The organism is Noviherbaspirillum sp. (assembly GCF_035627455.1).
Lineage (GTDB): Bacteria > Pseudomonadota > Gammaproteobacteria > Burkholderiales > Burkholderiaceae_D > Noviherbaspirillum.
In genome coordinates this window covers 26,176-46,117 of record NZ_DASPLS010000087.1, presented here as the reverse complement: position 1 = coordinate 46,117, position 19,942 = coordinate 26,176, and the positions used below count along the sequence as shown (strand labels likewise).

General features: G+C 64.1%; 18 protein-coding genes. 13 read left to right on the top strand and 5 right to left on the bottom strand.

Annotated features, from left to right (window positions below; genetic code table 11):
* Positions 1-22: 22 nt before the first annotated feature.
* The 3 genes from prfB to VEC01_RS17270 form a co-directional block, all read right to left on the bottom strand.
* A protein-coding gene (gene prfB / locus VEC01_RS17280) for a peptide chain release factor 2 (protein ID WP_324902149.1) occupies positions 23-1,127 on the bottom strand; the annotation gives its coding sequence in 2 pieces (ribosomal slippage) (positions 23-1,045 and positions 1,047-1,127; 1,104 coding nt in all).
* Positions 1,128-1,244: 117 nt separating this feature from the next.
* On the bottom strand, positions 1,245-2,945 hold the full coding sequence (gene recJ, locus VEC01_RS17275) for a single-stranded-DNA-specific exonuclease RecJ (RefSeq protein WP_414691468.1): 1,701 nt from the start codon (positions 2,943-2,945) through the stop codon (positions 1,245-1,247).
* On the bottom strand, positions 2,936-3,985 hold the full coding sequence (locus VEC01_RS17270; protein ID WP_324902148.1) for a hypothetical protein: 1,050 nt from the start codon (positions 3,983-3,985) through the stop codon (positions 2,936-2,938). The genes recJ and VEC01_RS17270 overlap by 10 nt, the downstream gene beginning before the upstream one ends.
* A gap of 157 nt (positions 3,986-4,142) precedes the next feature.
* Between VEC01_RS17270 and VEC01_RS17265 the strand changes: the two genes are divergently transcribed.
* The 13 genes from VEC01_RS17265 to ftsB all read left to right on the top strand — a co-directional run bounded on the left by VEC01_RS17265 (position 4,143) and on the right by ftsB (position 18,397).
* On the top strand, positions 4,143-5,270 hold the full coding sequence (locus VEC01_RS17265) for a tartrate dehydrogenase (protein ID WP_324902147.1): 1,128 nt from the start codon (positions 4,143-4,145) through the stop codon (positions 5,268-5,270).
* Positions 5,271-5,280: 10 nt separating this feature from the next.
* Positions 5,281-6,090 carry a 4-hydroxy-2-oxoheptanedioate aldolase gene (hpaI, locus tag VEC01_RS17260; protein WP_324902146.1) on the top strand — a complete coding sequence of 270 codons (810 nt, stop codon included), beginning with the start codon at positions 5,281-5,283 and terminating at the stop codon, positions 6,088-6,090.
* Between the two features lie 147 nt (positions 6,091-6,237).
* Entirely contained in the window at positions 6,238-7,503 is a 1,266-nt protein-coding gene (locus VEC01_RS17255) for a lipoprotein-releasing ABC transporter permease subunit (RefSeq protein ID WP_324902145.1), read from the top strand.
* 7 nt (positions 7,504-7,510) lie between these two features.
* Positions 7,511-8,119, top strand: coding sequence for a glutathione S-transferase family protein (locus VEC01_RS17250; protein ID WP_324902144.1), 609 nt, complete (start codon positions 7,511-7,513; stop codon positions 8,117-8,119).
* Positions 8,120-8,121: 2 nt separating this feature from the next.
* Positions 8,122-8,808, top strand: coding sequence for a lipoprotein-releasing ABC transporter ATP-binding protein LolD (gene lolD, locus VEC01_RS17245; protein WP_324902143.1), 687 nt, complete (start codon positions 8,122-8,124; stop codon positions 8,806-8,808).
* Positions 8,798-9,595 carry a TatD family hydrolase gene (locus VEC01_RS17240; RefSeq protein WP_324902142.1) on the top strand — a complete coding sequence of 266 codons (798 nt, stop codon included), beginning with the start codon at positions 8,798-8,800 and terminating at the stop codon, positions 9,593-9,595. The genes lolD and VEC01_RS17240 overlap by 11 nt, the downstream gene beginning before the upstream one ends.
* A 2-nt stretch (positions 9,596-9,597) precedes the next feature.
* Positions 9,598-12,024: a DNA internalization-related competence protein ComEC/Rec2 gene (locus VEC01_RS17235; RefSeq protein WP_324902141.1), complete on the top strand. Its 2,427-nt coding sequence runs from the start codon at positions 9,598-9,600 to the stop codon at positions 12,022-12,024.
* A gap of 228 nt (positions 12,025-12,252) precedes the next feature.
* Positions 12,253-13,047 carry an alpha/beta hydrolase gene (locus VEC01_RS17230; protein ID WP_324902140.1) on the top strand — a complete coding sequence of 265 codons (795 nt, stop codon included), beginning with the start codon at positions 12,253-12,255 and terminating at the stop codon, positions 13,045-13,047.
* Positions 13,048-13,053: 6 nt separating this feature from the next.
* Complete coding sequence (locus VEC01_RS17225; RefSeq protein WP_324902139.1) at positions 13,054-13,995, top strand: lipid A deacylase LpxR family protein; 942 nt, start codon at positions 13,054-13,056, stop codon at positions 13,993-13,995.
* A 102-nt stretch (positions 13,996-14,097) separates the two neighbouring features.
* A complete protein-coding gene (locus tag VEC01_RS17220; protein ID WP_324902138.1) occupies positions 14,098-15,756 on the top strand; it encodes a CTP synthase in 1,659 nt (552 codons plus the stop codon).
* The gene (gene kdsA / locus VEC01_RS17215) at positions 15,753-16,607 is read left to right on the top strand and encodes a 3-deoxy-8-phosphooctulonate synthase (protein ID WP_324902137.1); all 855 of its coding nucleotides are present in this window, start codon (positions 15,753-15,755) and stop codon (positions 16,605-16,607) included. Before VEC01_RS17220 ends, kdsA begins: the two co-directional genes overlap by 4 nt.
* Before the next feature lie 118 nt (positions 16,608-16,725).
* Positions 16,726-18,009: a phosphopyruvate hydratase gene (eno, locus tag VEC01_RS17210; protein ID WP_324902136.1), complete on the top strand. Its 1,284-nt coding sequence runs from the start codon at positions 16,726-16,728 to the stop codon at positions 18,007-18,009.
* A 64-nt stretch (positions 18,010-18,073) separates the two neighbouring features.
* Positions 18,074-18,397: a cell division protein FtsB gene (gene ftsB / locus VEC01_RS17205; protein ID WP_324902135.1), complete on the top strand. Its 324-nt coding sequence runs from the start codon at positions 18,074-18,076 to the stop codon at positions 18,395-18,397.
* Positions 18,398-18,443: 46 nt separating this feature from the next.
* Here the strand turns inward: ftsB and hslO are convergent, their stop codons facing one another.
* Together hslO and VEC01_RS17195 are read right to left on the bottom strand one after the other, a co-directional pair.
* Positions 18,444-19,370 carry an Hsp33 family molecular chaperone HslO gene (gene hslO / locus VEC01_RS17200; protein WP_324902134.1) on the bottom strand — a complete coding sequence of 309 codons (927 nt, stop codon included), beginning with the start codon at positions 19,368-19,370 and terminating at the stop codon, positions 18,444-18,446.
* Positions 19,370-19,894: a gamma carbonic anhydrase family protein gene (locus VEC01_RS17195; protein ID WP_324902133.1), complete on the bottom strand. Its 525-nt coding sequence runs from the start codon at positions 19,892-19,894 to the stop codon at positions 19,370-19,372. The genes hslO and VEC01_RS17195 overlap by 1 nt, the downstream gene beginning before the upstream one ends.
* Positions 19,895-19,942 lie beyond the last annotated feature (48 nt).

The window sequence follows — 19,942 nt, the reverse complement described above, 5'->3', positions numbered from 1 at the left end:
CAATGTTGGAATTGCGATTGGCTTACACACCCTGCTTCAGCGATGCGGCGATGAAGTCGTCCAGGTCGCCGTCGAGCACGGCCTTGGTGTTGCCGACTTCGTGGTTCGTGCGCAGGTCCTTGATGCGCGACTGGTCGAGCACGTAGGAGCGGATCTGGTGGCCCCAGCCGATGTCGGTCTTGGCGTCTTCCATCTTCTGCTGTTCAGCCATGCGCTTGCGCAGTTCGAGTTCGTACAGGCGCGACTTCAGCATCGCCCATGCCTCGGCACGGTTGCGGTGCTGGCTGCGGTCGTTCTGGCACTGCACGACGATGCCGGACGGGACGTGCGTCAGGCGCACCGCGGAATCGGTCTTGTTGATGTGCTGGCCGCCGGCGCCGGAGGCGCGGAAGGTGTCGGTGCGCACGTCGGCCGGGTTGACCTCGATCTCGATCGATTCATCCACCTCGGGATAGACGAACACGCTGGAAAACGAGGTGTGGCGGCCGTTGGCCGAGTCGAACGGGGACTTGCGCACCAGCCGGTGCACGCCGCTCTCGGTGCGCAGGAAGCCGTATGCGTATTCGCCTTCGACCTTGATCGTGGCGGTCTTGATGCCCGCGACTTCGCCGTCGGACTGTTCCAGGATCTCGGTCTTGAAGCCCTTGCGCTCGCAGTAGCGCAGGTACTGGCGCAGCAGCATCGATGCCCAGTCCTGCGCCTCGGTGCCGCCGGCGCCGGCCTGGATGTCGATGAAGCAATTGTTCGGATCCATCGGATTGGAAAACATCCGGCGAAATTCCATGCCTTCGACCTGCGTCTTCAGGTCTTCGGCATCGGCTTCGATCGCCTGCAACGTGTCTTCATCCTGCTCATCGCGCGCCATCGCGAACAGGTCGCGCGTATCGGCCAGGTCGGCGTCGATCTTGGTGAGGGTGAGGACGATCGCTTCCAGCGATTTCTTTTCCTTGCCGAGGTCCTGGGCCCGCTTCGGGTCGTTCCAGACGTTGGGGTCTTCCAGTTCGGCGTTGACTTGTTCGAGTTTCTCCGACTTCACATCGAAGTCAAAGATACCTCCGTAGTTCGGCCGTGCGGGTAGTCAGGTCCGCGAGCAGCGAGGAGAGGGAATTGAGGCGTTCGGCTTCCATGGCGGTTTCACTTGCGATCAAACCCGCCATTATACCCGACGCGCGCGGCTCTTAGGCCGGGCGGCGCCCCGCAGATGCGTTGCCGCATAATGTCAAAACGTCACGTCCTGCACGCAGTCAGGCCGCCTCCGCATGTTCGACCAGCAGCTGCACGCGTGTGACGCCGTTGTATTCGTTGGCGTCGAGGCGGTAGGCAACGCGCGCGCGCTCGGGCAGGTCGGCGACATGCCCAAACCAGATCGCGTCGAAGCGCTTGCCGTTCTTTTCAAGCAGCAACTTCAGGTGTTTTTCCTTAAGGATACGTTGGTTCAGGACCCGGAATTCATCGCAGAACACCGGCGGCGCGAAGCCCTGGCCCCAAACCTGGCCGTCGATCAGTTCGATGAACTGGGTGCTGAAGTAGGCTTCCTCCAGCGGGCCGTCGGTCTCGATCACGCGCTCGAGCTGCTGCTGCGTGAGCCATTCGCGGCCGACTGCCTCGAACGCCGCTTCGAATGCGTCAAAGGCGTCCGCGCGAATCGTCAGCCCCGCGGCCATCGCATGGCCGCCGAACTTCTGGATCACGGAAGGCGCGTGCTTGGACACCAGGTCGAGCGCGTCGCGCAGGTGGAAACCGGCGATCGAGCGTCCGGAGCCTTTGATCTGGCCTTCGCCGCCGGGGGCGAAGGTGATCGTCGGCCGGTAGAACTTGTCCTTGAGCCGGGACGCGACGATGCCGATTACGCCCTGATGCCAGGAATCATCGAACACGCTGATCGTCGTCCGGTTGTGCGGTTCGTAGCTGTCCAGCAGCGTCAGCGCGGTGTCCTGCATGTCGGCCTCGATGTCGCGCCGCTCGCGGTTGATCGCGTCGAGCTGCTGCGCGATCGCCCACGCGCGGCCTTCATCGTCGGTGGTCAGGCATTCGATGCCGAGCGACATGTCTGCCAGCCGGCCGGCGGCGTTCAGGCGCGGCCCGAGCCCGAAGCCGAGGTCGAACGGCGTCGCGCGGCGCGCTTCCCGTGCGGCGGCGCGGAACAGCGCGGCAACGCCGGGCTGCATGCGGCCGGCGCGCATGCGCTTCAATCCCTGCGCCACCAGGATGCGGTTGTTGGCATCCAGCTTGACGACGTCGGCGACGGTGCCGAGCGCCACCAGGTCGAGCAGCGCGTCGAGCTTGGGCTGGGTTTGCGCATCGAACACGCCGCGCTTGCGCAGTTCCGCGCGCAGCGCGAGCAGCACATAGAACATCACGCCGACGCCGGCCAGGTTCTTGCTGGGAAAACCGCATGCCGGCTGATTCGGATTCACGATCACGCGCGCATCCGGCAGGCGGTCGCCGGGCAGGTGATGGTCGGTGACGACGACATCGATGCCGCGCCGTTTCGCTTCGGCGACGCCGTCGATGCTGGCGATGCCGTTGTCGACGGTGACGATGATGTCAGGCGATTTTTCGCGTACCGTCAGCTCGACGATTTCCGGCGTCAGGCCGTAGCCGTATTCGAAACGGTTCGGCACGATGTAGTCGACCCGCGCGCCGAGCGCGCGCAGTCCGCGCAGCGCCACCGCGCAGGCAGTGGCGCCGTCGCAGTCGTAATCGGCGACGATCGTCATTTTCTTTCCGGCACCGATCGCATCGGCCAGAAATGCGGCGGCGCTGTCGATATGCAGCAAGCCCGCCGGCGCAACGAGCGCATTCAGCTCGCTCGCGAGTTCGGCGGCGTCCGACAGTCCCCGCGCCGCGTAGATGCGGGCCAGGACCGGGTGCACGCCTTGCTGGCGCAACATTTCCGCAGTCCGGAAGGGCACGCTGCGGGTAACGATACGGGTCACGGACATAATCTGGCGAGCGAAGGTTTGACCCAGAATTTTCGCAGTGACGGCCGGCTGGCGGCAAATCGTGAAATGCGCGCGTCATGGGTCAGAATCAGGGAAATGGTATCCAGTTTTGCAGACTGGAGCGACTGCAGCAGCGGAGCGAACCAGCGTTCTTCGAGCTTGCGCATGCCGTCCAGCCAGCCTGCCCAGTCGCTGGACAGCGCCGGCTCGAGGAGCGCGTCGAGCAGCAGCAGGTTGCGTCCGGCCATTTGCGGCAGCAGCTGCGCGCCATCGCCGGCTTCGCCGTGACGTGGGGCTGCCGCGCAGAACGCCTGCATCCAGCCGGACAGATTGAAAATCTTGTCGTAACGCGCGCCTGGCCGGGTGCCAGTGCCCGACGGACCGCCCCACAGCCAGACGGAATTGACCGGCTTTTCGCCGCGCGCCTCGCGCTGTTCGTTGACCGGATGGTTGAACCAGTGCATCTGCACCTCGTTCTGGACCTTGCGCCAGTTGCGCTCTTGCGGCCCGGCTGGCATCCAGATATCGATGTTGTGCCCGCATGCGGCATCCGGCGTCGCGGTGCGCAGGCCGGCCCAGTCGCCGGCCTGCACGAACCATATGCCCGGTTCGCCGAAGCGAAGCGCCTTGCCGGCTTCCGCAAGCAATGGTTCCGCCACCTTGAACAGTGCGCGCGCCTCGTTTTCGTCCAGCCCCAGCTGCCGCGGATCGGTCAGCACGAGGTGGTCGCGCGCGATGTGGATGTGAACTGGCTGCAAGATGAACCAGGCGCCGGCATTGTCCGTTTGCAGGCCGGCTTTCTGCATCAATGCTTCCGCGACTGGCGGACTGCTGCCATCGTTGCCTGCGAAACCGAATTGCTGTGCGAGCCAGGTTTCATGCGGTAGCGCAAGCTGGAAGCCGTCGCGTTGCTCTTGTTGCGCAAGTTTGGCCCGGGCAAGGAGCGTGGCGAGCGCGGGGGCGTGCAATTCTCTCAACAGGTCGGCGGACAGTTCCGCCGGCGGCAAGCCGAAGGGGAGAAGGATATCCAGTTCAATCATGCCGCGATTGTATGCCAAGCCTCTGTCGCTGCGAAGAAAAGCCAGGCGGTGCCGCCGCGCATTCTGCTCCGTCCGGTGAAACGGCTGCTGCGAGGATGACAAAGTTTCCGGCAAAGGCGTAGGATGTGGCACGGTTTTCCCAATTTGAAAGAGCGTGATGAATTCTCCACAAGCCAAGACTTTCCGGATCGCGGTGATTCCCGGCGACGGCATCGGCAAGGAAGTGATGCCCGAAGGCCTGCGCGTGCTGGAAGCCGCAGCCGGGCGTTTTTCGCTTGACCTCAGGTTCCGGCATATCGACTGGGCGAGCTGCGACTATTACGAAAAAACCGGGAGCATGATGCCGCCGGACTGGCGCGGGCAGATCGAGGATTGCGATGCGTTATATTTCGGCGCGGTCGGCTGGCCGGCGCGCGTGCCCGACCATATTTCCCTGTGGGGCTCGCTGCTGAAGTTCCGGCGCGATTTCGACCAGTATGTGAACCTGCGCCCGGTGCGCCTGTTCGAAGGCGTGCCTTGCCCGCTGGCCGGCCGCAAGCCGGGCGACATCGACTTTTTCGTGGTGCGCGAAAATACCGAGGGCGAGTATTCCTCGGTCGGCGGACGCATGTTCGAAGGCACCGACCGCGAAATCGTGCTGCAGGAATCGGTGTTTACCCGTACCGGCACCGACCGCGTGCTGCGCTACGCGTTCGAACTCGCGCGCTCCCGCGCGCGCAAGCATGTGACGGTGGCGACCAAGTCGAACGGCATCGCGATCAGCATGCCTTACTGGGACGAGCGGACCGACGCAATCGCAAGCCAGTACCCGGACGTCAGCTTCGACCGCCAGCACATCGACATCCTGACCGCGCGCTTCGTCCTGCAACCGACGCGTTTCGATGTGGTCGTCGCGTCCAACCTGTTCGGCGACATCCTGTCCGACCTGGGCCCGGCCTGCGCCGGCACGATCGGCATCGCGCCGTCGGCCAACCTGAACCCGGACCGGCGTTTCCCGTCGCTGTTCGAGCCGGTGCACGGTTCCGCGCCTGACATCGCGGGCAAGGGCATCGCCAATCCGGTGGCGATGATCTGGTCAGGCGCGCTGATGCTCGACTTTATCGGCAGGGACCCCGCGGTGCAGGGCGGAGAACGCTATCTGCAGGCGCACGACGCGATGCTCAGAGCAATCGAGATCGTGCTGGCGAAGGGGCCGCGCACGCCGGACCTGGGCGGCAGCGCATCCACCGCGGAGATGGGACGCGCGATTGCCGAGCTGGTGAGCACGGTGGACGTGAGCCCGTAACAGGGAGTTGATGATGTACGACAACAATTTCAAGCGGGCGCTCGCGCGCCGCGAGGCGCAGGTCGGACTCTGGCTGTCGCTTGCCAATCCGTACACCGCCGAAGTGTGCGCCACTGCCGGCTTTGACTGGCTGCTGATCGACGGCGAGCATGCGCCGAACGACGTGCGCAGCATCCTTGCGCAACTGCAGGCGCTTGCGCCGTATCCCGGACATGCGATCGTGCGCCCGGTGATCGGCGAAGTCGCGCTGATCAAGCAGCTGCTCGACATCGGCGCGCAGACGCTGCTGGTGCCGATGGTCGACACCGCCGAACAGGCGCGGCAGCTGGTCGCGGCCACGCGCTACCCGCCGGAGGGCGTGCGCGGCAACGGCAGCGCGATTGCGCGCGCGTCCCGCTGGGGCCTGCGCGAGGACTACGTGGAGCAGGCGAACGACGAAATCTGCCTGCTGGTGCAGGCGGAGACGCGCACCGCGCTGGACAATCTGGAGGCGATCTGTGCGGTGGACGGCGTCGACGGCGTCTTCATCGGCCCGGCGGACCTTGCCGCATCCCTCGGCCATCGCAGCGATCCGGGCCACCCCCAGGTGCAGGATGCGATCGACGGCGCCTTGCGGCGCATCATTGCCAGCGGCAAGGCGGCAGGTACGATCACACCGGATATTGCACAGGCGCAGCGCTATCTCGATATGGGCTGCACATTCGTTGCGGTCGGCCTCGATGCGCGCCTGCTGGCTGGCGCGGCAAGGAGCCTGCGGCGGCAGTTCGGCGCAGCGGACGGACGGGCGGAAGGCGCAGCGAAACGTGGGTCCGTGTACTGACGGCGGTAACCGGCCGTTGCCGCGCTTGGCGCTTCGGATGCGCCTGTGGCACACTGCCGGCTGTCACATAGTTGCCAAACAGACTAGATCGGGTGCGCGCCTCACAACGGCCGTGCCCGGCGCTGGCGGCTTCATCAGGAGTTTCTATTGAGTATCTTTAAAAACATGCCCTTCGAATGGCTGGTCGGGATCCGCTATACCCGCGCCGGACGTCGCAGCGGCCGCAACAGCTTCATTTCCTTCATTTCTCTCATTTCGATGGCCGGCATCGCGCTCGGCGTGGCCGCGCTCATCGTCGTGCTGTCGGTAATGAACGGTTTCCAGAAGGAAGTGCGCGACCGCATGCTGTCGGTGCTCTCGCATATTGAAGTGTTCGACGCCAGCGGCAGCCTGCCGGACTGGCGCGAAACGGCGAAGGAGGCATTCCAGGTCGAGGAGGTAAAAGGCGCTGCGCCCTATGTGGCGGCACAGGCGATGCTGACGCGGGAAGATTCGCTGCGCGGCGTGGTGATTCGCGGCGTGCTGCCGCAGGAAGAGCCGAAGGTGTCCGACGTCGCATCGCAGGTGCGCAGCGGCAGCTTCGACAGCCTGCGGTCCGGTGAATTCAACATCGTCCTCGGCAGGGACCTCGCGCGTATGCTGCATATCGGAATAGGCGACAAGGTGACGCTGATCGCGCCGCAGGGGCAGGTGACGCCGGCGGGTATCCTGCCGCGCCTGAAGCAGTTCACCGTCGGCGGCATCTTCGAGGCCGGTCACAATGAATACGATTCCAGCCTGGCTTTCATCCATATCGATGATGCAATGCGCATGTTCAAGCTGGAAGCGCCGTCCGGCCTGCGCCTGCGCATCGCCGACATGCAGCGGGCGCCGGAAGTGGCGCTGACACTGTCGCGCGTGCTCAACGGCAACCTGTACATCCTGGACTGGTCCAAGCAGAACCGCACCTGGTTCGCGGCGGTGCAGACCGAAAAGCGCATGATGTTCATCATCCTTACGCTGATCATCGCGGTGGCGGCATTCAACCTGGTGTCGACGCTGGTCATGACGGTGACCGACAAGCAGGCCGACATCGCGATCCTGCGCACGCTGGGCGCGTCGCCAGGCTCGATCATGAAGATCTTCATCATCCAGGGCGCGCTGGTCGGCCTGCTCGGCACCGCCATCGGCGTCGGCCTCGGCGTGCTGGTGGCGCTGAACATCGACGTGATCGTGCCCTTCATCGAGCGCCTGCTCGGCGTGCAGTTCCTGTCCAAGGACATCTACCTGATCAGCTCGCTGCCGTCCGACCTGCGCTGGCCGGACGTGTGGACCATCGGCGGCCTGGCTGTGGTGCTGGCTTTCCTCGCAACCCTCTATCCCAGCTGGCGCGCCGCCAACGTCCGTCCGGCGGAAGCGCTGCGTTATGAATAGGCCGAACATGAAACTCATCGGTTTGTACGATTCCCCTTATGTGCGCCGCGTCGCGGTCACGATGCGCCTGTACGGCATGGATTACGAGCATGTGGCGTTGTCGGTTTTCCGTCACCAGGAGGAAATGCGCAAGACCAATCCCATGATGAAGGTGCCGATGCTGGTGCTGGACGATGGCGAAAAGCTGTCCGACAGCTCCTTCATCCTCGATTATCTCGACGGCGAGGCCGCGCCGGAGCAGAGGCTCACGCCGGCCTCCGGGCCCGAGCGGCGGCGGGTGATGCAGCATTGCGCGCTCGCCCTGCAGGCGGTGGAAAAGGCGGTGCAGATCGTCTACGACACCACCTTGCGGCCCAAGGAGTTTTCCTACGCGCCCTGGGTCGAGCGCTGCACCACGCAGATGCACACCGGATTCGCGCTGCTGGAACAGTTGCCGCCGGCCGCAGCGCTGTCCGGCGGGCGCCTGACGCAGGGCGACGTGACGACCGCCGTCGCCTTCCGCTTTACCCGCCACATGCTGCCGGCGGAAGTGCCGGAAGGGCGTTATCCGAATCTCGACAAGCTGTCGGCCTGGTGTGAAAGCCTGCCCGCATTTGTCGCAATTCCCCTGGAGTGACGATGGAGCAGGCCGTACTATCTTGCCGCGGACTGGCAAAAACCTTCACCCAGGGAAAATACAAGGTCGATGTGCTGCGCGGCGTCGATTTTTCCGTCCACCGCGGCGAACGCGTCGCGATCGTCGGGGCTTCCGGCTCGGGCAAATCCACATTGCTGCACCTGCTGGGCGGCCTCGACGTGCCGTCCGCCGGCAGCGTCACGCTGCAGGGACAGGATTTCGCCGGCCTCAATGAAAAGGTACGCGGCGACTTGCGCAATACGGCGCTCGGTTTCGTGTACCAGTTCCATCACCTGCTGCCGGAATTCTCCGCGCTCGACAATGTCGGGATGCCGCTGATGATCCGCCGCAAGACGCGGGCACAGGCGCAAGAGGCTGCGCAGCAGATGCTCGCACGGGTCGGCCTGGCAAACCGGGTGACGCACGTACCCGGGGAGCTTTCCGGCGGCGAGCGCCAGCGCGTCGCCCTGGCGCGCGCGCTGGTCACGCAACCGGCCTGCGTGCTGGCCGACGAGCCGACCGGCAACCTCGACCGCGCCACCGCGCACAAGACCTTCGACCTGATGCTCGAGCTGTCGCGCACGCTCGGCACCGCGTTCGTGATCGTCACGCACGACATTGAGCTGGCACGGCATTGCGACCGCGTGCTGCGGCTGTCGGAGGACGGGTTGCATCCGTATGTGGATTGACACGCACTGCCACCTGGACGCGGCGGAGTTCGACGCGGAAGCGGACGCGATCGCCAACGCGGCGCGGCAGGGCGGGGTCGGGCAGATCGTGATCCCGGCGGTCGAACGCGGCAACTTCCAGACGGTGCAGGCACTCGCGAAACGTCACGGCAATTGCGCCTACGCGCTTGGCATCCATCCGATTTTCGTGCCGCGTGCGACCGACGACGACCTCGATCTCCTGAGGACCAGCGTTGCGGCGGCGAAGAACGATCCGCGCTTCGTCGCCGTCGGCGAGATCGGCCTCGATTTCTTCATCCCGGCGCTGTGCGGCGACGCACTGCGGAAGAAACAGGAATATTTCTACAGCGCGCAACTGAAGATCGCGCGCGACGCCGGCTTGCCGGTGTTGCTGCATGTGCGGCGTTCGCAGGACATCATCCTGAAATACCTGCGCCGGATCGCGTTGCCCGGCGGGATCGCGCATGCATTCAACGGCAGCTTCCAGCAGGCGGAGGAGTTCATCCGGCTCGGATTCAAGCTCGGCTTTGGCGGCGCGATGACCTTTCCGCGCGCGCTGCAGATCCGCCGGCTGGCAACCGAGCTTGACGAAACGGCGCTGGTGCTGGAAACCGATGCGCCCGACATTTCTCCGGTGTGGCGGCACCCGCGCCGCAACAGCCCGGAAGAATTGCCTCGCATCGGGGCGGCGCTTGCCGGGCTGCGCGGCATGCCGGTCGACGAGGTCGCGCTGGCCACGTCCCGTAACGCAAGGGCGGTGCTGCCCCGGTTGCCGGAATCGAACTGAGGATGCGCGCCGCCGCTCTCGGGTTTGTAGCGGGTGCGGCGCTGCTGCAGACGCAGGCGGCGCTGCCGCCGGTCGGGGTGCTGGCGGCGATGCTGGCGCTGGCGGCGCTTGCCGGCCTGCTTGTGCGCCGCTTGCACGATACTGCCCGCATCCTGCTTTTCGCTTGCTGCGGCGCGGCCGCCGGTTTTGCCTGGGCCGGGCTCATCGCCCAGCATTACCTTTCGCAGGAACTGCCGAAGGAATGGGAGGGGCGTGACGTCACCGTGATCGGCACCGTCGACAGCCTGCCATACCGGTTCGAGCAGGGCGTTCGCTTCCACTTCGCGGTGGAGCGGGTGGCAGCCGCGGATGGCGAGGCGCCGCGCCTGCCGGATCTGCCCGATCGTCTGGCGCTATCCTGGTACTCCGCTTTCCATGCCGACGAGCTGCAGGCGGTTGGCGACGTTCAGCCGGGCGAGCGCTGGCAGCTGACGGTCCGCCTGCGCCGCCCTCACGGCAATGCCAATCCGCACGGCTTCGATTACGAAGTCTGGCTGCTCGAGCAGAATCTGCGGGCGACCGGCTATGTGCGTCCCGACCGGCGTTCGGCTTTGAAGAATGTCCGGCTCGACGCATTCGTTCCCGGCCTGCGCCACGCGGTCGAGCGCGCGCGGGCCGGGCTGCGGGAACGCATTCACGATGCATTGCCGGGGAAGGCATATGCCGGCGTGATTGTCGCGCTGGTGATCGGCGACCAGCGTGCCATCGCGCAGTCGGACTGGAAGGTGTTCAACCGCACCGGAATCGGGCATCTCGTCTCCATCTCCGGCTTGCACATCACGATGGTCGCAGGATTGTTTGCCGCGCTGGTCCTTGCATTATGGCGGCGCTCCTTTTTTACGCGTGCGGACCTGCCCTTGCTGCTGCCGGCCCAGAAGGCAGCGGCCGCTGCCGGGGTGGGGATGGCGCTGCTTTATGTAATGCTCGCAGGCGGCGGCATTCCGGCCCAGCGCACCCTGTACATGCTGATGGTGGTGGCCGCCGCCATCTGGTTCGGCCGCATCGCGCAGGTATCCCAGGTGCTTTGCGCTGCGCTCTGCGCCGTCGTGCTGCTCGATCCGTGGGCGGTGTTGTGGCCCGGTTTCTGGCTCTCGTTCGGCGCGGTCACGGTCATTCTTTTCGCCACAGCGGGAAGGGGGCATGCCCGGATCGCGCCGGCCTCGCGGGGGGCGAAATGGATCGCCGGCCTGAAGTCGGCCGCGCGCACACAGTATGTCGTCACCATCGGGCTGGTTCCGTTGACGATGCTGCTGTTCGGACAGATTTCGCTGGTGAGCCCGCTGGCCAATGCAATCGCGATTCCCTTGATCAGCTTCGTGGTGACGCCGATGTCGCTGGTGGGCAGCGTGTTGCCGGCGCCCCCGGGAGACTGGACACTTGTGGTAGCGCACCAGCTGGTCGAGTGGCTGGCGCTTGCGCTGCAATGGCTCAGCGAATCGCCGGCCGCCGTCTGGAGCGCACCGGTGCCGCCTTGGTGGATGTTTGCCGCGGCACTCGGCGGCACCCTGTGGCTGCTGGCGCCGGCCGGCTGGCCCGTTCGCTGGCTCGGAGCGACCGGTCTTCTACCGCTGTTCCTCAATGCCGCCGCGCAGCCGCAGGAGGGGGAAATGTGGGTGACCGCCTTTGATGTCGGCCAGGGCACGGCAGTGCTGGTCGAAACGCCGCGCCGGCGCCTGCTGTACGACACCGGTCCGGCCTACTCGCCGGATTCAGATGGGGGCAATCGCGTCATCCTGCCCTATCTGAAGGCGCGCGGCATCACCCGGCTCGATGCACTGGTCGTATCCCATGGCGACGCCGATCATTCTGGCGGCGCGCTGTCGATCCTGGATGAAATCGGCGTCGATGCGGTATACAGCTCGCTGCCCCAGCACCACGCCATTGTCGGGAAGGCGCGCGAGCACACCAGGTGCGAGGCGGGACAGTCGTGGGACTGGGATGGCATGAGTTTCGAGATGCTGCACCCGTCGGCGGACAGCTACGACCGCCTGAAGCTGAAGCCCAATGCGCGCAGCTGCACCTTGAAGATCAGCGCCGGCTCCCGGTCCATCCTGCTGCCGGGCGATATCGAGGCGCCCGAGGAAGCGGCGCTCCTGGACGGCAAGCTGTCGCAATTGCATGCCTCGGTGCTGCTTGCGCCGCATCACGGCAGCGGCACGTCGTCGACGCCGGCCTTCCTGCGCGCGGTGCAGCCCGAGGTCGCCGTGTTCCAGGTCGGCTACCGCAACCGCTACCACCATCCAAAGGCGGAAGTCTTTGACCGCTATGGCGAGTTCGGCATCCGCCGCCTGCGGACCGACGATTCCGGCGCAATCCGCCTGCATTTCGGCGCGCGGCTGGAGGTGGAGGAATTCCGCGATGCGCACGCGCGCTACTGGTACGGCCGCTAGGCTGTGTTTGACAAGCTGCTGCGCGAACCGGATCGACGCCTCGTTGCTCTGCGTACCTCGCGTACGCGTGCGCTACTCGACGCCAATCCGGCCCGCTCGCTACGCTCGTCAGACACTGCCTGGTGCCGCGGCGGACGCGGAATCACCGCGAACACGCAATCCATTTACAATCTCGGTCATCCGAAATTCCATCCGCCGGGCTTGCCGCCTTCAAGCCGCGGAACCGACATGACGCTACCGATTCTCCATTTTGTACACGCCAACAGTTATCCGGCCGGAACATACCGCGTCTTTTTCGAGCATCTGCGCAAGCATTACGATGTGCGCGGGTTGCCGATCCATGCCCATGATCCTGCTTATCCAGTCGGCAATGGCTGGTCCGCGCTGGCCAGGGAACTGATCGACGCGCTGACCGCCAGCTACACGGAGCCGGTCATCCTCGTCGGCCACTCGATGGGCGGGGTGCTCAGCCTGATGGCGGCCAGGGCGCGCCCCGACCTGGTGCGCTGCGTCGTGCTGCTGGATTCTCCGGTGGTGGCCGGCTGGCGCGCGGTGGCGCTGCGCGTCGCGAAGAAGCTGGGTATCGACAATCATTTTTCGCCCGCGAAGTTTTCCGAGAAGCGCCGCAACCTCTGGCCGGACGTGCACGCGGCCTATGCCCATTATGCCGCCAAGCCGATGTTCGCGGCCTGGGCGCCAGAGGTGCTCAACGACTATCTCGAGCACGGGCTGGCGCCGCATCCGCAGGGGGTGACGTTGCGCTTCTCGCGTGAAACTGAAACGGCGGTGTATCGTACCCTGCCCGACAATATCGGGCGCATGCTGCGTTCCTTCCCGGTTCCGGTGGGCTTCGTCGGCGGTGCGGAATCGGTCGAATGCCGGCAAGCCGGCATGACGGCGACGAAGCGGCTGGTCGGACGGCACTTTGTGCAAATCCCCGGCGGCCATCTTTTCCCGATGGAGCATCCGGCCGCCGCTGCGAAAGCGCTGCATGCGATGATCCTTTCCCTTCTTCCTGCGTGAGCGACGATGCGTGATTCCTTCTTCAGATTGATGACGGCCTGCCTGTTGCTGTCGGCCGTGCCCGGTGCCCGGGCGGGACTGCTGTCCGGCCTGGGCGATGACTATGCAAGGGTGCAGGCGGCGGGGCGCGTTTCGCACCTGTTCGACATCGACAACGACACCCTGCTGCTGAATGACAGCGACGGGTTCTATACCAGCGGCTTGCGCTATACCCGCTCGGCGACCCTGGACAGCGGCGGCACTGCAACAACGTATGGCTGGCGCATCGGCCAGGAGCAGTACACGCCTTCCGACATCAAGCTCCCGGCGGCGCTGGTGCGGCCCTCCGACCATCCTTACGCGGCCTGGCTGTATGGCGGTTTCTTCAAGGAAGTGCGGCGCGCGGACGGCACCTACACCAGGCTGGGCATCGATATCGGCTGCCTTGGTCCGTGTGCGGGCGGCGAATGGACGCAGACCCGGTTCCACCGCTTGCTGAACCAGCCGCTGCCGCAGGGCTGGAGCAGGCAGGTGAGGAACGAGGTGGGGGTTGTGCTGCATGCGGAAACGGCGCCGGTGCGCTGGACGCCCCATCCCTCGTTCGACCTCACGCCGATATTCAACGCCCGTTTCGGAAATATCTTTACCGATGCCGGCGCCGGGCTGGTGGCACGGGCGGGGCAGCTGAACCTTTCCCCGGCCGGGTCGGCGCTGCACGCCTACCTGCGTACGGAAGTCCGGGCAGTGGGCTACAACGCCACGCTCCAAGGCGGCTATTTCTCAAAAAACAATCCGCATACCGTCGCGCCCAAGCGCCTGCTCGGCATTGCCGAGGCCGGCATCGCCTGGACCAGGGGCGCTTTTGGCGTGAAGGCCGCGGTGATCAGGCGAAGCAATGAAATCAAGGACTTGCCGAATTCAATCGGGGCGCAGAACTATCTGCAGCTGCAGTTCTCTTATACCCCTTGAGGCTCTTGTGCAAATCATATGAAACCGCGAAACAAGGAATCCCGGGTTTGGTTTGGGTTATAATTTGAATTTCCCGCACGTGCCGTCCGGCACATCTCAGCAATGACCAAGTTTGTATTCGTCACTGGCGGCGTTGTTTCATCCCTGGGCAAAGGGATTGCAGCCGCATCTCTCGCTGCGATCCTCGAATCGCGCGGACTCAAAGTCACCCTCATCAAGCTCGATCCCTACATCAACGTGGATCCGGGAACGATGAGCCCGTTCCAGCACGGCGAAGTGTTCGTCACCGATGACGGCGCCGAAACCGACCTCGACCTCGGCCACTACGAGCGCTTCATCACCGCCAAGATGAAGAAGGTGAACAATTTCACCACCGGCCAGATCTACGAATCCGTGATCCGCAAGGAGCGCCGCGGCGAGTACCTCGGCAAGACCGTGCAGGTGATCCCGCACATCACCAATGAAATCCAGGACTTCATCCACCGCGGCGCCGAAGGCTTCGACGTGGCGCTGGTGGAGATCGGCGGCACGGTTGGCGACATCGAGTCGCTGCCGTTTCTCGAGGCTGCCCGCCAGCTGAGCCTGCGCGCCGGCCGCAACGCGACCGCGTTCGTGCACCTGACGCTGGTGCCGTTCATCGCCTCCGCCGGCGAACTGAAGACCAAGCCGACCCAGCACAGCGTGCAGAAGCTGCGCGAAATCGGCATTTCCCCCGACGCGCTGCTGTGCCGCGCCGACCGCCGCATTCCGGACGACGAGCGCGCCAAGATCTCGCTGTTCTCCAACGTGCCGGAAGATGCCGTCATCTCGGTCTGGGATGCCGACACGATTTACAAGATTCCGCAGATGCTGCATGACCAGGGCCTGGACCGGATCATCAGCGACAAGCTCGGCATATCTCCCAAACCGGCCGACCTGTCGGTCTGGAACAAGCTGGTGTACGCATTGGAGCATCCGAAGGCGGAAGTCACGATCGGCATGGTGGGCAAGTACGTCGACCTGACCGAATCCTACAAGTCGCTCACCGAAGCGCTGCGCCATGCGGGCATTCACACCGAGAGCCGCGTCAACATTGAGTACATCGATTCGGAAGAGATCGAAGCCAAGGGCGTGGGCAACCTTGCCAAGTATGACGCGATCCTGGTGCCGGGCGGTTTCGGCAAGCGCGGCGTGGAAGGCAAGATTGCGGCTGCCCGCTATGCGCGCGAGAACAAGGTGCCTTATCTCGGCATCTGCCTCGGCATGCAAGTGGCGCTGATCGAATACGCGCGCAACAAGGCCGGCCTCGTGCGGTCCAATTCGACCGAATTCGACCCGGATACCGAACAGCCGGTGGTCGCGCTGATCACCGAATGGCAGAATCACGACGGCAAGGTCGAGCGCCGCGACGTCAATTCCGATCTCGGCGGCACCATGCGCCTTGGCGCGCAGACATGCGCGGTGAAGCCGGGCACGATCGCCGCGGAAATCTACGGCGACAAGGTCACCGAACGCCATCGCCACCGTTATGAGGCGAACAACCATTATCTCACTCGTGTCGAGGAAGCAGGCCTGATCGTGTCGGCGCGCACGCCGAACGAAGGCCTGTGCGAAATCATGGAGCTGCCGCGCAACGGCGAAAATGCGCATCCGTGGTTCGTCGGCGTCCAATACCACCCGGAATTCAAATCAACGCCGCGCGACGGCCACCCGCTGTTCATTTCCTTCATCAAGGCAGCGCTTGAGCACAAGCAGACGGCGTCGGAGAGGAAAGCAGCATGAAGTTGTGCGGTTTCGAAGCAGGGCTTGACCGGCCGTTCTTCCTGATCGCCGGCCCCTGCGTGATCGAGTCGCAGCAGATGGCGCTCGACACCGCCGGCCGGCTGAAGGAAATCACCGGCGAGCTCGGTATCCCCTTTATCTACAAATCCTCGTTCGACAAGGCCAACCGCTCGTCCGGCTCGTCCTTCCGTGGACTGGGCATGGAGAAGGGCCTGGAAATCCTGGCCGAGGTGAAGAAGCAGATCGGGGTGCCGGTGCTGACCGATATCCATGAGATCGACGAGATCAAGCCGGTCGCGTCGGTGGTGGACGTGCTGCAGACCCCCGCCTTCCTGTGCCGCCAGACGGATTTCATCCGCGCCTGCGCACAGTCGGGCAAGCCGGTCAATATCAAGAAAGGCCAGTTCCTCGCGCCGGGTGACATGAAAAACGTGATCGACAAGGCGCGCGACGCGGCCAGGGAAGCCGGGCTGGAACAGGACAATTTCATGGCCTGCGAGCGCGGCGTGTCCTTCGGCTACAACAACCTTGTCTCGGACATGCGCTCGCTGGCGATCATGCGCGAGTCCGGCTGCCCGGTGGTGTTCGATGCGACCCATTCGGTGCAATTGCCGGGTGGGCAGGGCACGTCCTCCGGCGGCCAGCGCGAATTCGTGCCGGTACTGGCACGCGCCGCGGTCGCGGTCGGCATTGCCGGCCTGTTCATGGAAACCCATCCGACACCGGCCGAAGCCAAATCCGACGGCCCGAACGCGGTTCCGCTCGGCCGCATGAAAGAGTTGCTCTCGACGCTGGTGGAACTCGACCGCGTCGTCAAGAAAGCGGGCTTCCTGGAAACCGATTTTTCGTAATCGGTTTTGCGGTATTCCGGTGCGGGCCCGCACCGTTTGGCAATAATGCGAAAGAATCCGGCGCCAGGAGCCCGTCCTGCGGCGCCCCACGGAATTTTCTTTGATCTGGAGATAGTGAATGAGTGCCATCGTAGACATCATCGGCCGCGAAGTGATCGACTCGCGCGGCAATCCCACCGTCGAATGCGACGTACTGCTGGAATCCGGCGTCATGGGCCGCGCGGCCGTGCCGTCCGGCGCCTCCACCGGTTCGCGCGAAGCGATCGAGCTGCGTGACGGCGACAAGAGCCGTTACCTCGGCAAGGGCGTGCTGAAGGCCTGCGAAAACATCAACACCGAAATCTCCGAAGCGATCATGGGCCTGGACGCCAATGAACAGGCTTTCCTCGACCGCACCCTGATCGACCTGGACGGCACCGAAAACAAGGCACGCCTGGGCGCGAACGCGACGCTGGCCGTTTCCATGGCGGTTGCGAAGGCTGCGGCCGAAGAATCCGGCCTGCCGCTGTACCGTTATTTCGGCGGTTCCGGCGCGATGCAGATGCCGGTGCCGATGATGAACGTCATCAATGGCGGCGCGCACGCCGACAACAACCTCGACCTGCAGGAATTCATGATCATTCCGGTCGGTGCGCCGAGCTTCCGCGAAGCGATCCGCTACGGTGCCGAGGTATTCCACACCCTCAAGAAAATCCTGCATGACAAGGGCCTGACCACCGCGGTCGGCGACGAAGGCGGTTTCGCGCCGTCCGTGGCCAATCATGAAGAAGCGATCAAGCTGATCCTGCAGGCGATCGAGCAGGCCGGCTACGAGCCGGGCACGCAGATTGCGCTGGGCCTGGACTGCGCGGCTTCCGAGTTTTACAAGGATGGCAAATACCAGCTCGCAGGCGAAGGCCTGTCGCTGTCCTCGTCCGACTTCACCAACCTGCTGTCGACCTGGTGCGACAAGTACCCGATCATCTCGATCGAGGATGGCATGGCCGAGAACGACTGGGACGGCTGGGCGACGCTGACCAACGCACTGGGCAAGAAGGTGCAGCTGGTGGGCGACGACCTGTTCGTGACCAACACCAAGATCCTGCGCGAAGGCATCCAGAAGAACATCGCCAATTCCATCCTGATCAAGATCAACCAGATCGGCACGCTGACGGAAACCTTCGCGGCGATCGAAATGGCCAAGCGCGCCGGCTACACCGCGGTGATTTCGCACCGTTCCGGCGAGACCGAAGACTCGACGATTGCCGATATCGCGGTCGGCACCAACGCGCTGCAGATCAAGACCGGTTCGATGTCCCGTTCCGACCGCATCGCGAAATACAACCAGCTGCTGCGCATCGAGGAAGACCTTGGCGACATCGCCAGCTACCCGGGTCGTAACGCGTTTTACAACCTGCGGTAACAAAAATTGGACTGAAAGGGGATCTGGGGGCGCAAGCCCCCAGATTTCTATTTAGAATGCTCGCATGCGCCTGATCACCTTAAGCCTTGCCGTCCTTCTTGTCCTGATCCAGTATCCGCTATGGCTGGGCAAGGGCGGCTGGCTGCGCGTATGGGACCTGGAAGGGCAGGTTGCGGCGGCGCAGAAGAAGAATGACGAGCTGAAGGCGCGCAATGCGAAGCTGAACTCCGAAGTGCACGACCTGCGCGACGGCACCGGTGCGGTGGAGGAGCGTGCGCGTTACGAGCTTGGCATGATCAAGGACGGGGAACTCTTCATCCAGATCCTGGAGCCGAACGCGCGCGGTGCGGAATCCGCCTCGCCGAAACCGCCGCCGAACACGAACTGATCCTCGGCAGCATCGTGCGGACGGCGTTTCAATCAGCGTCCCTCCGTCAATGCCGCGCCTTCCCCGCCGGCTGCATCGCATCGCTTGCATTGTCGGTCGCGAACAGCTGCGCGCAATCGACCTTGTCGAACTCATAAAGCTGTCCGCAGAAATCGCAGTTGATCGCGAGCTTGCCCAGATCCGCCAGCGCGCCGTCGATTTCCGGCTTGCCCAGCATGATCAGCATGTTGCCCACTTTCTCCCGGCTGCAGCTGCAATGGAACACCGGATGGTGCGGTTCGAACACCCGGATCGTCTCTTCCCAGAACAGCCGCCGCAGCAGCGTCTGGATGTCGGTGGACAGCAGCTCTTCGCTGCGCACGGTGGACGCCAGCACGACCGTGTGATTCCACGCTTCCGCATCGTTGGCCGTTTGCACGCCGGTGCCGCCTTCCCGCGGGAGTTTCTGCAGAAGCAGGCCGCGCGATACCTGTTCGTCGGCGGCCAGCCACAGCTTCGTGTCCAGCTGCTCGGAACGCAGCATGTAATTTTCGATGACCACTGCAACCGAATCGCCGTCCAGCGGCACGATACCCTGGTAGGGTTGCTGCCCGGGCAGCTTGTCCTTCGGGTCGAGCGTGATCACGAAGCGCCCGTGGCCGTGCACGTTGACCAGCTGCTTGAGCGTGGCGTCTTCCGGGATCACCGCATTCTCGGAAAGCTTGGCCGTGGCGCGCAGGCGCAGGTCCGAGTCGCATTCGATGACCAGCAGCTTGACCGGACCGTCGCCGTGCATTTGCAGGATCATCATGCCGTTGAATTTCAGGTTCGCTGTCAGCAGCGCGGCCGCCGACAGCAGTTCGCCAAGCAGGGTGCGCACCGGCGCGGGGTAATCCTTGCGCGCCTGGATCTGCTTCCAGGTGTCCGAGATCTCGACCAGTTCGCCGCGCACGGCGGCATTTTCAAAAATAAAACGTTGCAGCGTATCCATCATTATCCAATTCGTTTGAGTTCCTGCTTGAAGAGCTGGCCGCGCTTCACATAATTGGCGGTATTGCCGTGCAGCCGGGCGATATCCTCCTCGCTCAGAGTGCGCACAGCCTTGGCCGGCGAGCCGATGATCAGCGAGTTGTCCGGGAATTCCTTGCCTTCCGTCACCAGTGCGCCCGCGCCGACCAGGCAGTTCCTGCCGATCTTCGCGCCGTTCAGGATGATCGCCTGGATGCCAATCAGCGCCCCATCGCCGATCGTGCAGCCATGCAACATTGCCTGATGGCCCACCGTGACGTTCTTGCCAACGGTAAGAGGAAAGCCGGGGTCGGTATGAAGCACGCAGCCTTCCTGCACATTGCTGCCTTCGCCAATCGTGATCAACTCATTGTCGCCGCGTATCGTGACCTCGAACCAGATGCTGGCGTTGGCTTCGATGCGAGCCTTGCCGATCACGTTTGCACTGTCGGCAACATAGGCCGATGGATCGATTGCGGGGGCATGTTCGCCCAATTGGTAGATGGCCATGGAATTCCGTAAAATCAAGAGTTTGGTCAAACCGACATTTTACCCCCC